At 61.5% G+C, this 14442-nt stretch carries 17 protein-coding genes; 1 reads left to right on the forward strand and 16 read right to left on the reverse strand.

Annotated elements, in window-relative coordinates; genetic code table 11:
* Position 1: 1 nt before the first annotated feature.
* From LDZ27_RS27165 to LDZ27_RS27210, 11 genes are all read right to left on the reverse strand, one after another.
* On the reverse strand, positions 2 to 1288 hold the full coding sequence (locus LDZ27_RS27165) for a VWA-like domain-containing protein (RefSeq protein WP_244818462.1): 1287 nt from the start codon (positions 1286 to 1288) through the stop codon (positions 2 to 4).
* A 9-nt stretch (positions 1289 to 1297) separates the two neighbouring features.
* A complete protein-coding gene (locus LDZ27_RS27170) occupies positions 1298 to 2212 on the reverse strand; it encodes a hypothetical protein (protein WP_244818463.1) in 915 nt (304 codons plus the stop codon).
* 117 nt (positions 2213 to 2329) lie between these two features.
* Entirely contained in the window at positions 2330 to 3355 is a 1026-nt protein-coding gene (locus tag LDZ27_RS27175) for an ATP-binding protein (protein ID WP_008343193.1), read from the reverse strand.
* A gap of 251 nt (positions 3356 to 3606) precedes the next feature.
* The gene (locus LDZ27_RS27180) at positions 3607 to 5124 is read right to left on the reverse strand and encodes a hypothetical protein (RefSeq protein ID WP_244818464.1); all 1518 of its coding nucleotides are present in this window, start codon (positions 5122 to 5124) and stop codon (positions 3607 to 3609) included.
* A gap of 103 nt (positions 5125 to 5227) precedes the next feature.
* Positions 5228 to 5686 carry a hypothetical protein gene (locus LDZ27_RS27185; RefSeq protein ID WP_244818465.1) on the reverse strand — a complete coding sequence of 153 codons (459 nt, stop codon included), beginning with the start codon at positions 5684 to 5686 and terminating at the stop codon, positions 5228 to 5230.
* Positions 5687 to 5917: 231 nt separating this feature from the next.
* Positions 5918 to 6382: a hypothetical protein gene (locus LDZ27_RS27190; protein WP_244818466.1), complete on the reverse strand. Its 465-nt coding sequence runs from the start codon at positions 6380 to 6382 to the stop codon at positions 5918 to 5920.
* Positions 6379 to 6777: a hypothetical protein gene (locus LDZ27_RS27195; protein WP_244818467.1), complete on the reverse strand. Its 399-nt coding sequence runs from the start codon at positions 6775 to 6777 to the stop codon at positions 6379 to 6381. The genes LDZ27_RS27190 and LDZ27_RS27195 overlap by 4 nt, the downstream gene beginning before the upstream one ends.
* Positions 6778 to 6883: 106 nt before the next feature.
* Complete coding sequence (locus tag LDZ27_RS27200) at positions 6884 to 7168, reverse strand: hypothetical protein (protein ID WP_244818468.1); 285 nt, start codon at positions 7166 to 7168, stop codon at positions 6884 to 6886.
* A gap of 37 nt (positions 7169 to 7205) precedes the next feature.
* Entirely contained in the window at positions 7206 to 7667 is a 462-nt protein-coding gene (locus LDZ27_RS27205; protein ID WP_053572901.1) for a glycine zipper 2TM domain-containing protein, read from the reverse strand.
* 99 nt (positions 7668 to 7766) lie between these two features.
* Positions 7767 to 7901: a hypothetical protein gene (locus tag LDZ27_RS28920; RefSeq protein WP_255751473.1), complete on the reverse strand. Its 135-nt coding sequence runs from the start codon at positions 7899 to 7901 to the stop codon at positions 7767 to 7769.
* A 117-nt stretch (positions 7902 to 8018) separates the two neighbouring features.
* Positions 8019 to 8264, reverse strand: a complete 246-nt coding sequence (locus LDZ27_RS27210; protein WP_244818469.1) for a hypothetical protein — start codon at positions 8262 to 8264, stop codon at positions 8019 to 8021.
* Positions 8265 to 9205: 941 nt separating this feature from the next.
* On the opposite strand from LDZ27_RS27210, the gene LDZ27_RS27215 reads away from it, so the two are divergent.
* A complete protein-coding gene (locus tag LDZ27_RS27215) occupies positions 9206 to 10411 on the forward strand; it encodes a phosphoadenosine phosphosulfate reductase family protein (RefSeq protein ID WP_244818470.1) in 1206 nt (401 codons plus the stop codon).
* A 58-nt stretch (positions 10412 to 10469) separates the two neighbouring features.
* On the opposite strand, the gene LDZ27_RS27220 is transcribed toward LDZ27_RS27215, so the two are convergent.
* The 5 genes from LDZ27_RS27220 to LDZ27_RS27240 all read right to left on the reverse strand — a co-directional run bounded on the left by LDZ27_RS27220 (position 10470) and on the right by LDZ27_RS27240 (position 14434).
* On the reverse strand, positions 10470 to 11552 hold the full coding sequence (locus LDZ27_RS27220; RefSeq protein ID WP_244818471.1) for a hypothetical protein: 1083 nt from the start codon (positions 11550 to 11552) through the stop codon (positions 10470 to 10472).
* 92 nt (positions 11553 to 11644) lie between these two features.
* Positions 11645 to 12124: a hypothetical protein gene (locus LDZ27_RS27225; protein WP_244818472.1), complete on the reverse strand. Its 480-nt coding sequence runs from the start codon at positions 12122 to 12124 to the stop codon at positions 11645 to 11647.
* Between the two features lie 95 nt (positions 12125 to 12219).
* Positions 12220 to 13053 (reverse strand): PRTRC system ThiF family protein, encoded by an 834-nt coding sequence (locus LDZ27_RS27230; protein WP_244818636.1) that lies wholly within the window; start codon positions 13051 to 13053, stop codon positions 12220 to 12222.
* Positions 13050 to 13706, reverse strand: coding sequence for a PRTRC system protein A (locus LDZ27_RS27235; RefSeq protein ID WP_244818637.1), 657 nt, complete (start codon positions 13704 to 13706; stop codon positions 13050 to 13052). The genes LDZ27_RS27230 and LDZ27_RS27235 overlap by 4 nt, the downstream gene beginning before the upstream one ends.
* A complete protein-coding gene (locus tag LDZ27_RS27240; protein ID WP_244818473.1) occupies positions 13706 to 14434 on the reverse strand; it encodes a PRTRC system protein B in 729 nt (242 codons plus the stop codon). The genes LDZ27_RS27235 and LDZ27_RS27240 overlap by 1 nt, the downstream gene beginning before the upstream one ends.
* Positions 14435 to 14442 lie beyond the last annotated feature (8 nt).

The following is a 14442-nucleotide window of genomic DNA, read 5'->3' on the forward strand; positions in this document are numbered from 1 at the left end:
ACTAGCAAATAACCTCCATCGTTTCGCCAAACGGCGCTTTCCGCGCCCGTGTCAGAGGCGTGGTTGACGCCCACAGCACCGGGTAGTGCGGCGCGACCGTCGGGAAGCGCCCAACCATATCTGTCAGATAGACCAGAAAGGCAGGGTTCATACCGTCTTCCGCGACTCGATTGAACGGGTCGACGAACGCCGTCCCGCCCCCACCACGCACGGGCTTGATCTCTGGCGAGTCGCCTCGCTCGAAGATCTGCACCTGCGTGACGCGCGTGTCGCAATCCATCACGACCAGTCGCGCGGGCTTCAACGAGTGGAAAACCGCGAGGATCTCCGCGTCAAACTGCGCCTGCGTCTCGTCGAACACCGAACCGCTGGAGTCACGCACGAAGACCGCGTCGCCGATCGCCGGTGTATGCAGCGCGGGCAGATAGAACCCGAGATGCAGATACCGGCGGTTAGGCGCCGCGAAGCTGTAGTCCGACGGCGACGACTGCTGGGCAAAGCGATGCAGCACCGCGCGCCAGTCAACGATAGGCCGCACTGCCTCGCCCGCCATCGCCTGCAGGTCACCGGGAAGCTTGCCGCGCATCGCGGCCGCTTTCGCGGCTTGCGTGACGGCAACCTTCCACTCCGCCTCCTTTACCGGCTTGTCCGGACATTTGTAGGGCCGCACTTCGCCGAAAGAGCCGGGCTTCGCTGGCTGGGCGGCGGGCGACTGTCCCGGCGCGGTGCCGTTCTGGCCACCGGGCTTCGGAGTCTGCCCGCCGTTCGGCTGCTGCTGGTCTTGCGGACCCGGCTGCGGCTGCTGCGGCGGCTGTTGCGGCGGCTGATTCGGCTGCGGAGGCTGTTGCTGCTTTTCTTTCGCCTCCTGCGTCAGCAAACCGTAGACCTCCTCGGCCGACTTGCCCGTATAGCGGGGATCGACTAGCGCCCCTTTCGGCAGAACCATGCCTGACGACAAGACGATCGGGTTGATCGCGTAGTCACAGGCATCGTTCCATCGGTCGGGATCACGCGCGCCCTGACGCCAGCAATGGCCGTTGGCCACGTGCAGCACTTCATGGGCGACGACACCCCTAACTTCAAGGTCGCTGAGCGATTCCATATACGTCGGGTTGTAGCCTAGCGTTTCGCCATCCACCCAGAACGTCTTGGTCGACGGATCCTCGCGAACGTTCAATCGGAGCGCGAGCGCCCCGAAGAAGGGTTGCGAGAGCACGAGCTCGGTCCGCTGCCGGGCAATGCGCGGATGGACCGCGCTACTGCCCAACACCACATCGTTGCGGTCCATGACGCCCCCTTACGCGACGAGGCGCAGTTGGCTCGCGTGCGCCGATTCGACTTCCATCGGCTCCGGCTGCATGCCCATGAACGCGGCCATCAGCCCTTCAATCTCCTGTGCCTTGCTGGCCACCTGAGAACGAAGCACGCGGGAGTCTTTCAGTTCTGCGCCCGTGTGCACGGCCAGATGCGTCTTGGCCTGCTCGAGGATATGCGTGAGCTGCGGGTCGTTCGCGAAGTTGAGCTTCGGCAGCAACGCGCAGAGCTCCCGCACGTTGTTGGCGACGTCGAGTCGCACGTTGCCCGTCGCGTACAGCCGATTGGCCATTTGCGACACGGCTTCGTACAGACGCCGCACCAGGTCCTCGTTCGCGGTTGTGATCGAGGCCAGAACGTGCTGGTCCAGTTCGCTCTTGAGCGTGTTCAGCACGTTCGCCGGCAACTCGACGCCAAACTGGCTGGCGTCGGGAAACGGCAGAACGGCCATCTTCACGCCGAACTTCGTGGACAACTCAGCGAGGGTCGGATAGTCCGCCTCGTTGAACAGTCCGTTCAGTTCTTCGCGAGCCGCCTCCTTCAAGTTCAGGTAGTCGGTGAGGAACACGGATACCGCCAAGTCGAACTCGTCTTTCAACGAGCGCATCTTTTCGGCGAAGTCCATGTAGACCATCGTCGGCAGCAGCCGCACGCCCAACTGATCGTACTTCAGGGTGTGGTCGTAGAAGTACGAGCGGATACGGCCGGCGAGCGTCACGACTTCTGCGAAGCTCGGCGCATGCTCGGGCAACAGGCGTTTATTGAATCTGCCGATGCCCTTCGCGTGGTGCTTGCTCTCGACTTCCTGCGTCACCTTGCCGTCGAAACGGCGGGCAACCCAGGTGGAAATCGTGACCGAGCAGAGCATGACCTTCGATTGGATGGAAGTGATGTCCATGAGAAACCTCGTAGAAATGGAATGGATGAAGCAAAACGAAAAAGGCCCTGTGCGTCCGAAGACACGACAGGGCCAACATGGGTGATGCAGAGAAAGCAGATGTGTGGGGAAAGCGTCTTACTCGCCGCGGATGATCTTGCCGATCTCCCCGCCTTGCGCGCCGATGAAGGCATACGAGTTTTGGATCTGCGGCGTGCGTTGGACAGCGTCTCGCACCAGCAGCGCCGCGAACTCGCGGTGCCCTTCACCGATCAGACGCTCGGTGTAGCGCACGACGCGATCGAAGTTGTTTTCGTTCGCGCGTGCCGCAAGCGCTGCCGCGATCGCATACAACGCCGAAGGCGTCGTCGGGATCATGGCCGTATCGGGCGCGAGAAGAATCGCGTCCGGGTTCGGCAGCTCGCGGAAGATCTGGAGGAACGCGACCAGTTCCGTCGCGGCACCCTCTCCGACCGAACCGGCGTAGGAAATGTGCTCCAGGTGCTTGGGGACTACATCCATGGTTTTCGCCACGAACCCCCAGCTACGCGGGCTCGGCGCGTTCTCGATATCGCGCGACGTCTTCTGCACGGACAGCAAGTCCGGACGGAAGCGCAGGAACGCGATGAGCGCGGGCGGGATGTTTTCGCGCACGGCCCACTGCGTCCAGTCGTCGATGGTCGGCTCCAGCTCGACCACCGTGGCGAAACGCGAGATCACCGGATCGAGAATCCCGGAGACACCCGCGTTGTCGGTCCGGCGGTTCGTGGCCGCGAGGAACGTGACCTGCGGCGGCAGGACGTGCTCGCCGACGCGCCGCGCGAGCAGCAACTGCATCTTCGCGGCTTGCACAGCGGGCGAGGCCTGCCCGAGGTCGTCCAGAAACCAGATCAGCGGGCGTCTGGCCGTCATCGCACGTTCCAAGTCCCCGAACGGCAGGAACTTGGCGGTCGTGCCATCGGGCGAGGGAAACGGCAACCCTTTCGAGTCGGTCGGATCCTCGACCACCGGGTGGCTGATGAGCAGTTCGTGATCAGTCGCGTGCGCGGTCTGTTCGACGATGTCGCTCTTGCCGATGCCGGGGCGGCCAGTGATGAGCACCGGCAGGCGCTTCGGCACGTACAGCGAGAGGAGTTCGGTGAGTTGAGCGGGCGTGACTTTCATGATGGCTTCCTAGGAGAAGCCCCATAAAGACTACGCCCGTAGGGACGTGGTCCCTGTGGGGCAAGATATGAAAATGCCGGCTTGTAGCCGGCTGGGTCGATGCGTCAGTGACGCGGGTGATAGATGCAGTGTAGGGGTCGGGCGATCAGTCAATCCGTGCAAAGGTCACTAATTCATAGTGCCTTAAGCCATATCGACGGCCGACGCGACGAAAAAAAACCCGGCACGTAGCCGGGTGGGTTGAAAGTGAGTTAGCTTGCGCGCTGTTCAAGCGCCACGCGCGCATAGGCGAGCGTACCGTCGTTGGCGCGAAGCGATACCTGCAGATGCCGGATGGGGTCAGCGAGCTCATAACGCACGCTAGTGCCCTGCCGCACGCTCACGATCTCCGAGAAGCCTTCGGCGATCGTCCGCTCCACCCACTGCGCGCCGGTCACGACTGCACCGTCTTGCATGCGGATGCGCGACATTTCGGCCGCCTCGCGAGCGCGTGCAACCTCGCGGGCGACGCGCCTTGCCTCGCGTTGCGAGACCGACAGCGCTTCCCACTCTGCTTGCTGTGCGGCGTCCATCCCCGCCAGTTGGAAGATGCCCCGGCGCCGAGCCGCAGCTCGAACGCCGATGAGCTTGATGCCGAACACCTCGCGGACCGCTTGCTTGGTCGCGCGGTTGGCGTCGTCTGGCCGGTCCAGGATGCTGAGGAGATAGGACATGTCGGCCGTCTGCACTGCCTTCGCAAACTCATTGGCGAAAGTGTGCGTTTGCCTGCCGTGTTCGAGAATGGCCATTTGCGAGTCCAGTTGGAAGCGACGGGCGCTGATGCTGCCTGATTTCCGCGCCTTTTCGAGCTCCGCTAGCCGGTTGTCACGCGCGCTGTCGGCGAGCGTGCGCCGCAGCACTTCCGCAAACTGGCAGGTCGGCAGGCCGACATCGACGGGCTTCAGGTACACCTCGGGCAAAGGATGCGCTTCGAGAATGCCCTTCGCGTACAGCAGGTCGTCGACTTCGACCGTCGTTGGCGAGTGCGGCACGAGACCCATCAGCATCGCGAGCAGCGCGGCATTGTCAGAGGTGATCGCCTGCTTCGAATGGCGCATCACCGTTGCGAGCGGCACGAGCTTCGCAAGCGGCAACGCACCACGCAACTCCGGCACCCCGAGAAGCGGCTTGGCCCATTGCAAGTCGGAATCGAACTTCGACAACGAAGCGTAGTCATCGATCACCGCCTGCGGAACGGGCTTGCCCGCCGCGAGCGCGTAGGCCACATGAACCTCGTGCCGACCGTTGCTCTGTCGATTGTCCAGAACCGGGCCCGCGTAGCGAAACCCGAACCGGCGTTGCGACTCGTCTTGCAGCAGCTCGAACAAGTCCAGCCCGCGACGGCCGGTCTTAGCCGCCTCTTCGTTGGCTTGTGCCACCTGATCAGACGAGAACAGATACAGCGGCTCGCGCGCCAGATCAAAAGCCAGATAGAGCAGTTGCCAGTGCTCACGCCGCATTTGCCACGGCTTGAGCGCGGCGAACGACGGTCTGAAGTAGGCCGCGTCGATTTCGTCGATCAGCGACAGAAAGAGGCTCGTCGCCGTCCCGGGCCGACGAACGGTCAGTGTGCCGTTATAGCGAGTAACGGATACAGGGTGGCTGAAGAACGTGAGCGCGATCTCTGCCGCGTCGACTGCTCCGACGCGCGTGTCGTCTCTCAGAAAACGCAGCACTTCGAGCATCGTACTGAAGGAGTGGGCGAAGCCCGAAAAGGAAAGCTGATACATGGTCGATTGCCTCGGAAAAATTGCGGGCAATCGCTCCCTGTCGGGTCGATGCCCGGCAAGGGTTAAGTGCGCCGAATGGGCGCTGGATGAAGTTGAGAAGCTGTTACGCCGCGTCGATTAGACGGGCAATCAGACGAGCGAGCGACCACGCGTGGTCAGTCGAAAACACCTTCGCGCGGAGCAACGGCATGATCGCGTAGGTTCGGTCGAGCGAGTCGCTAAGCTGCGGTCGGCTGATGAAGTCGACATGAATAAGCCAGCCCTCGCTGTTTCCGATGCACACGGAAACGGAGATTCGTTCGTATGACGACGGCTCGGGCCACGGTCTGCTGTGGCGCGCTCCGTACATGGCTTCGTTAGCGTCGTCCTGCAGGTTCGCGTGACAAAGCCACTCCGGTTCGAGCTCCGTTCCGCGCATGAAGCGGCACAGATCCTGGAAGACCTGATCGACCGTCTTGCCGTCGGTGTCCAGCCGGGCGACTGACCTAATATCGACTGCACCATCGGCGGTGATACCGTTGGTGACAGCGCCCGACAGCACATCTGCGTTTGCTTGAGACATAACCAGCTCCTGAAAATAAAAAGCGCGCCCGAAGGCGCGCCAGAAAAGGAAAACGGTAAAAAAAACCGCGCCTCGGAAGGTGCGGTTTCGTCTTTGGACTCAGCTTGCGCTGCGTCGAATCATTTGCCCCACTCGCGCTCGCGATCGCGCTTCTGTCCATTGTGGTTGGTCCACATGAAGAAGCCCGCGATGGAGAGGCCAAGTACTACCGTGAAGATGGTCGCGCCCACGTCATTCTCCTTTCATATGTAAGAAGCCGGCATACCACAATACTACTCCAAGCCCGACAAGAGCGGCGGTCCCGACAACGGTCGGCCCATTCCAAGCAGCGGACGAATGTGCATAGCCAACGGCGCCGCCGATGGATGCCGCCGACAACGTGTGCAGGTAACGGCCATTCTGCTGCCGTTGATCCTTCGACGGATTAGCAATTGCGTAAAGTCTATCGCCCAGTCCGGGGCCCAGATCACGCGGAACCGGCACGACGTAAGTTCCGTCCGGATGGGCAGTCACCGGCAAGACATGGCCCTTATATTCCAAGGTAAACGACGGAGAACACTCGGACTCCTCCATCTTGCTGAGTAGCCCAAGTACGCGCGGCGCGAGATGAACCTGACCTGATGTTGGATCGAGCGTAACCCGGTCCACGATCGTGGTGCCGGAGCTGTACTCGATTTTCACTTTCGCCAGCTTCATCGACGACCTCCGCACTTCAGATCAATGCCGCCGGCCAAACGTAGGCCGTCCAACATCGCTCGATAGCCCGCGGGCGTTTCGAGTTGCGTCAGGGCGACGTGGTTCTCACCACCGCCCGTCAGGTCGGAGCGGCCGCGCCGGGTTCTGAAGCTCAGCGCGACACCTGAACTTTCTTGACGCTCGAGAACGTCGACAAACAACGTCTCCGTGCGCAACGACACCCGTACCGCGGCACCGCCGCGGCGCGTATCGGTGACGATTTCGTGAGCATGCGCCGGAAGACGCAAGTCCTGAGCAACACGTCGCAGAACGCGCGCCGCATGACGTTGCAGAGCCGCTTTCGCGCCTGCATTGGCACTACTGCGGTCCGCATAGAACACTCGGGGAAATTTCATGATTGCCTCATTGCAGACGAGGCAGGTCCCTTGCGGGGGAGCCTGCCCCGCAAGGGTTGGCGCGGTTTTCACCGCGGATTCAAAAGATGCGTACTGCGATGCCCGGTTAGACGAATCGCGCCTTGTAAGCGTCGAGCGCAGGCTTCAAGCGTATGAAGCTCGCGTCGCCGTAACCGTCGCTGATTCGCCCAACCTCGGCGAACATATGCGGCCGCGCGCCCGATGGGTTGAACTCCGGGTGAGACACGATCGCCGTAAACTCGTCAACGTCGCCCGCTTGCGCAGCGACTTCCACCGGACGCATCCCGTAGAAGTTTTTGCCGTTCACATCGTTGGTCGAAGCGTCCCAGCCGCTGGTCTGCCCGTGGGTGATCAACTGATAGTGGTTCATTGATGGTTCATCCAGTCGGTCAAGCCGTTGCCGCCAGTTAGTGGGTAATCCGGTAGCCGGACCCATTTGAGACGAGAAACACCTGCTGACCAGCAGCGAACTGCTGATCGTCGACCTGTGTAACGACCACGGTCTGACCGTTGGCGCGACGAAGGAAGACTTCGACACCGCTGTGGCGAGACATAGCCGCGCTTACGCGCTGAGCCACCAACCCTGAAACCGAGCCGGAAAGCGCGCCAGCGATATAGCGGCCACTACCGTTGCCGATGACTTGCGAGCCCAGGAAGGCACCTGCCGCTGCGCTGACGATCGATGCAATGCCCGACGAGCCCGAATTGCTCTCGATGGTGATCGGACGCACGCGCAGGATGGTTGCCTGCTCGAACTGGCCGATGCGTTGAACGTCGTAGCGCTGGTAGGTATCCGGTGAGCCGAAGTCCGCCGTGGCGCAGCCAGTCAGAACCGAAAGAAGCATCACGGAACAGAAAAACTTGATCATGGATCACCTCGATTGAATGTGAGGCAATCCATTCCCGAAGGGGCTAGTTTGCCCCAAAGGGAAGAGAAGCGGGAAGTACGCAGCGTCAAGCTACGTGAGTCAGTGGGTGAACGAGGCGATTGCCGTCGAGACGTACACAACGACAACGAGAAACGACAGCATCTTCCAGGCTTCCGCGTCCTGCTTGGCGTACCAGGCGAGGCTGCTGAGAGCGTGTTTGATCATCGGAAACATGGGCAACTCCTGAGAAAGGTAGGAGCCGCCCTCGATGGGCGGCTCCCATCAAGGAAAGATTTGGATCTGAAGAAACGGCGTCCAGCGAACTGCACTGGACGCGTCATTTACGAAGACCTACGAGGCGGTATGGCTGAGGTGATGCAGTCTGACACGACCGCTTTGCACCAAATGCCGTTCGGCTTGATGGTTGAGCGAATAGTCCCAATCCACCATCGCCGTGCCGTCGCTCCACACCGAATGAATGCGTCCGGTGTAAAGCTGCGGCGGGTTGGCCTCGACGTCTTGACCGACCACACGCTGATTCGCCATGAAACCGTTCTTGCTGGAAACTTTGACGACAGGTGCGAGATTCCGAGACATAGACAACTCCAAAAAAATAATGGGAGCTGTCTCCCGGAGGGATAGGCTCCCAACGGGACGAAAAAAGGCGACCAACGAGGGTCGCCTAGAAGATTGCCGTCATAGACGGCTGGAGAGAAAATGGTCCTCCAGCACGCTGGAGGGGTAGGTCGATGCGCAAAAGCGCGGGGAATGGAGCCAGTCTACGGAGTCCATCGCGCAGTCCAAGTCGGAAAGCTCAGTAAATCGCTATGCCTTTCGCTCCAATACGGCGACGAACACTTCTCGGGCGGTCGCTTCCCGCGCGACGAATCATCGGGAGCGGGGCCGGCAGCACGAAGCCGGGACGAAAAAAGCGCCAGCTCCATTTCTGAAGCGGCGCTAGAAAGTCCGTCGCAAATCCGAGGGCCGTCGACGAACCTGAGAGAGACGCCATTCTAGCCATCGATACCGTAGCCGATGCGTAGAAAAGGACGCTAAAAAGCGTCGCTATTCGAAATAGACACGTTCCCAATACGGGAAGCAAAGTGAGAGCATTCCGACAGACGCGTAAGGTGCAAGGAGACGCTGGTAGCTGCGCACTTCCCAGGGCGAAGAAAAGGCCACCCAGGGACGCGCCCTGGATGGCCTCAGTTTTCTTGTTTTTGTATTGTCTGGTCTCTCAGCACCCTTATTAGCGGGTAGGGTCAATATAAACTGACAAATAAAAACCGACTGTTGGATAGATCACTTTTCTGTCTCATGCGATCGTTCTCTTGTGCATCGGAGATTAGCAACTAAGCTATTACTGCGTGTCCTCTTGGCTGTGGACGCGCGCTGTTGTAGATCACATCCAGCTAGCCCGCTGTCGTTCGGCGCGACGCGGGCTTTTTTTCGGGTAGCCAGTCTCGGAGCCCCGCCCAGCTTGACTTTGCGCTGTAGCTGCGAAGATGAATCATCTACCTCGATTCTTTTCTTCGACCATGCTCCAGACCATCGACCTGTCCTCGCTTCGCACCCGTTCAAGCGCCTACCTTCCGGCGCGTGCCCGCGACGTCGCACTTACCCCTGAGGTGGCGTCGCTGCTCACAACGGACGCTGTGGTCGCTATCGGCGTGAGCGGCGGCAAGGACAGCGTCGCCTGCGCACTCGCGGTCGCCCGCCACCTTGACGCCATCGGCCACAACGGACCTCGTATCCTTGTTCATTCCGACCTCGGCCGTGTCGAGTGGAAGGACAGTGGTCCCGCCTGTGAGCGGCTTGCCGCTCACCTTGGCTGGGAGCTGCTCACGTTGCAACGGAAAGCCGGTGACATGCTCGCCAGATGGGAGAAGCGCTGGTCGAACAACGTCGAGCGCTATCGCGATCTCTCCTGCGTGCGGCTGATCCTGCCGTGGAGCACGCCGTCCATGCGCTTTTGCACCTCAGAATTGAAAGGAAGCCTAATCAATTCTGCGCTGAACAAGCGTTTTCCGACGCACAACATCGTTAGTGTCACCGGTGTGCGCCGTCAGGAAAGCAATGCTCGGAGCAAGATGGCTGTCGCCGCCCCGCTCGCTCCCCTGTCGACCAAGGGCCGTACCAGTGTGACGTGGAATGCGATCATCGAATGGACCGTTGACGAAGTCTTCACTGAGATTGCTGCGGCTGGACTGGCGCTGCATGAGGCGTACACGGTCTACGGCGCGTCGCGCGTCTCATGCGCGTACTGCATCATGAGTTCGCTCGACGACCTGCGCGCCGCGGCAAGCTGCGCTGACAACCACGACGTCTATCGAGAAATGGTGCGCCTGGAAGCTGAATCGACGTTCGCCTTCCAAGGGCAACGGTGGTTGGCCGACGTCGCGCCAAATCTCCTGCCGCCTGAACTGGCCGCGGACGTCGCGCGTGCGAAGGCTGCCGCCATCGAGCGCCAAGCGATCGAGGCGGAGATTCCTGCGCACCTACTCTTCTCGTCTGGGTGGCCGACGGCGCGCCCGACGCCCGACGAAGCGGAATTGCTCGCGAGCGTGCGCCGCCGCGTCGCCCAGACAGTTGGCATCGAGGTCGGCTACACCAGCGCGGCCGACGTTATGCGCCGGTACGACGAACTGCTGGCACAGCGGCAAGGCGCGGCCTCTTCTCCCGACGCAAATGCCACCGCACCCGCAGCCGCGTCAGTCCCGGCGCAATCGAGCTTCGCCTTCTAGCGGGCGAAAAAAAAGCCACGCCCCGAAAATCCGGGGCGTGGCGTTGATCAAAACAGCACTAGGCGAGGCACAGCGAGAGCTGAACGTCGGCCGCAAAGAATGCAGGATCCGGCTCGGCGCCTGCGCGCGTGACCGGCACCTCCCACTGAAGTTGCGCATCGCTGAAGGAACCCAGACCGCACAACAGCCGGTCTGTGTCTTCGCGATTAAGCAAGTCGCCGAACGCAAAGCTGAAGACAGCCGGCGCACATGCGTCCTCAGCCACAAGGCCGAGCGTTCTCGCAAACTCGTCGGCGCGGCGAACCTTCCACTCCTCCGTGCCTTCGGGCGCACGCGTCACGGTGATGCGCGTCGCCGAAGGAACCTGCGGGGCGTTGCTCACGGCGTCGCGGAACGCTGGAATCGCCTTCTTGGCGAACCCCGGCGCTTCCATCTCCACCGGATAGGCAACCTCCGTGACGAACGAACCGACCGCGCTGTACTGCCAGCCAGCGTGACGCCACGGAGCTGCACCCATTGCAACCAACACATTGTGCTGGTCGATGGAATGACACCGCACCTCGGGCATCCGCTCCATCGCCGTCTTCGTTGTGGGCGGCACCGGCACTTCGATGTGTGCGGTCCCACAGTCGTACTCCTTGAGCACTCGCCAAACGCTGAGCGGCCCGCTGTTCCCATAGATCGAGAGCAGCAGGTCGATGTCCGCGTGCAGCGAAACGCTCAAGCTGCCCCCGACCAACTCATCGATGCGAGACTCGAAGCCAGCGCGGATCAGCGAGAGCCGGACATCGTCCAGCTGCGACTCAGGCACCGCCGAGTAGCATGAGGAGCCGACCGTCAGATCGATCGCCCGATCCCGAAGCAGCGTGGGCTTGGCGAGTTCACTTCTCCAACTCGCTATGTAGTTCTCGGGCCGGATTGATCCGTTGCGGCTTCGGAGCATCCCGCCTTCGCAACTGGTCGCATGCGAGAAGATGCGGCGCATCACCTGCGCGTAATTGCCCAGTGCCACCGCCGACCAGTGGTCGGTATGCGGATAGACGTTCGACTCATAGCCACGTTCGAACAACGCGTAGATCCACTCGCCGTCGGCCTTTTGCATTGCGCCTGCGCGCTTACCCGTCAAAATCGAAGAACCCATGTTTTGCTCCAGTGATACGCGGAGCAGCCCCAACGGGCTGCGTACCCGCTGAGGTGAAAGAGAACCGCTCCGCGAGGGAGCGGTTAATGCTGTTACCGCAGACGCGGCATAACGGAGAAGGCCGTCAAGCACTGCATGCAGCACATGACAAAGCCGAGCCAGGCGCCGAACGCTACGCCGAACAGGACGCCGTGTGCGCCGAAGGCGACGCTTGCGCCGATGACCACCACGACGCCGCGCGCAAGGTGCGACATCAGGAAGCGGTTCACGACCCAGTCGCATGCACGGGCAAAGAACCCTGGGCGGGCGCGGTCTCGCTGACCGGCCACCCGCCATGCCAGCGAGGTCGCCAGAACGCCAAGGACCGCGGCCATGATTCGGCCAATGCCCGATGCGTCGTGCAACAAGTGCTCGTACGCGAACCTGACGGCCATGCCGACGTAGCCCGCCGGCGGGAGCAAATTTGCGGCCGTGGCGACAACAAAGGCCGCACAGCACCACCAGCGCTCTTGCCACAACGCCGCCGCCACTTTGAGCGGTGCCGAAAATACGATTTCAATGTCTTCCGACATTCGGATACTCCTGTTGAGGTTGTCGTGCCCGTTGAGCACGAGAAAAGAAAATGCCGACCCCTTGCGGAGGTCGGCAGTGATGGAACAGCGACTACCTACGCAGCGAGCTTGGCCTTGCGGCTCTTCCTCGCTTTCTTCACGGGCGGCTTCGGGACTTCGTACCCAAAGCGCGCCCACGCGGCCGGATCCAACGGAATCGGATTTGTGCGCCCCGTTGCGAGGTTCACAAACACGCCCGAGAACGGCACCGCGCCGGTTCGAAACATGGTCCAGAGCATGTTGAATGCTTGGACGGCGATCGCCTGATTGATGACCAGCGACTGCTTGCGCAGCGCCTCTGCCATCGAACAGGACGGAGTCTCGTCTTTCGCATCGAGCTTCGCGTCGATCAATTCCGGAAACAACTCGCCCACATGCGGCAGCCGTTCCGGATGTTTCAGCGCGTAGCTCTTGCCACAGACCTGACCGATGACAACTTGGCCGCGATCCGTGTCGTTGCCGCAATCGAGGTAATACGCCCCGCTGTGCTGGGCTGCGCCAACAATCGCGGCCCGAGCAGCACGCGTATCGACGCAGCCAATCACGAGATCGACGTTGTAGAGCGGCTCGCCCGGACCGAATCGCCGGGTTTCCGCCCGCCAGTTCGTGCCCATCAGTGCGTTGAGCCGATTGACGATGAGCGAGGCTTTGTACTCGCCCACGTCGTTCGGATAGAAGCCCTGCCGGCCGACGTTGGTCGGGCTGACGGTGTCGTCATCGAACACGGTGCAGTCGATGCCGCCCGGGTGCCCCAGTTCCAGCATCGCGTGGTGCAGCCGCGCCAAGCTCGGGAGCACAGCACTTCCGGTGCCGCCCGCGCCTACTACGACCACATTCCAGCTTCGCTCGAGCATCCGCGAAGGAAGTTGATGTCGGATAGTCCCGTTCATGCAACCTCCTGCGCGCGAGCCGCCGCGTACCAACTGCTCGGCACGCGTTCGACGTTCTCGAAGATGCCTTTGGCACACAGTCGCATCGCCATACTCGGCACCGAGGACGCGCAATTGCCGACGACGAAGGCGAACTTCGTCTCGTGTCGGTCGTCTTCGTTGTCTGTCGGCGAGAAGTACGCGGGATGCGCGCCGTGCGAATGGCAGTCGATCACCCGCAGTTCGCTCGACAGAAGATCCGGCCGCTCGTACTTCAGCGACCCGGTCCCCTGCGACAGCACCTTCACAGGCGCGAGGCGAAACTGCTTCGTCTCGACGTTCCAGACGATCCAGGCACCGGTTTCCAGCGGATGCGCGGCGCGTGCCATCGCGACGAACTCGCCGATCAACTCGGGCGGCACCGCACCGCAACGCAACTCGGTCGACTCTGCCACTTTCCCGTAGGGGATTGCGGTCGGGACCGTGTAGTGCGCAATGCGGCGAACGACTGAGAGCCACGGCAGATCAATTTCAAGAAAGACACCGTTCTCACCGATCAGCAGTCGCTCACCGGCCGACTGCATCGGCGCGACCGACTCACGCCGGGGCACCATGACGGAAGGAAATGAGCGTTGAAGCGCGGCATCTGCAGGATTCAAAGCACCAGCGTTCATCATCGAACTCCTTGTTTGCCAGCGATTAGCTCAGCGAGGGTAAGGTCCATAGGGACGAGCGCGTCTTTCGGGAATTGCTCGCCGTACTTGCCGTCGAGCATTTCCTTCCAGAAGGCGAATTCACCATTGGGATGCGAAACACGTTTGTTCCCGTGGTTCGGGTGCGTGAAGGCCGATTCGAAGAATCCGCCCTCCCATCCGCCGATCGACTCGATATCGATCCGCTTAGGAACGTGCGCCGAGCCGATGCAGATCCGCCCCCAGTCCCAGGTGTTAAAGTAAGGCGGTTCGTGCAGCTTCGATTCAGGCGTTGGCCGGCTGTCTTCCTGCAGCGCGAACACGGAAAACCCGCTCGAAGCTGCACGGAACACCAACCCTGGATGCGGGACGACCGCACTGCGCCGCCCGATCTCCTGACAATCGAAGAAGACTCTTCGCATCGCCGGTCTGCACCACCACATCACCGCCTCTTGCGACACCGCGAGCACCGTCTCAGGCAGAAACTCGGCCTTAGGCGCAGCGTTCTGAGCCAGCTCGCGCAGGCAATCGACGAGCGCCATGCGGTCGATCGGCCTTCCGGCACCGATCGTTGCCCGGCCGCTCTTACCCTGCGTCACCGGATGAACGGTGCCGTAGACCGCGCTGCGATCCTGACGGCCGTACAACAAGATGGCGCTGATCGCCGCGAGTTCGTCAACGCGGTCCGAGCCGATATCAAGCCCTTTCATACAAAGCT

Origin of the sequence: Caballeronia sp. Lep1P3, assembly GCF_022879595.1 — a bacterium.
In the GTDB taxonomy this organism is placed as follows: Bacteria; Pseudomonadota; Gammaproteobacteria; order Burkholderiales; family Burkholderiaceae; genus Caballeronia.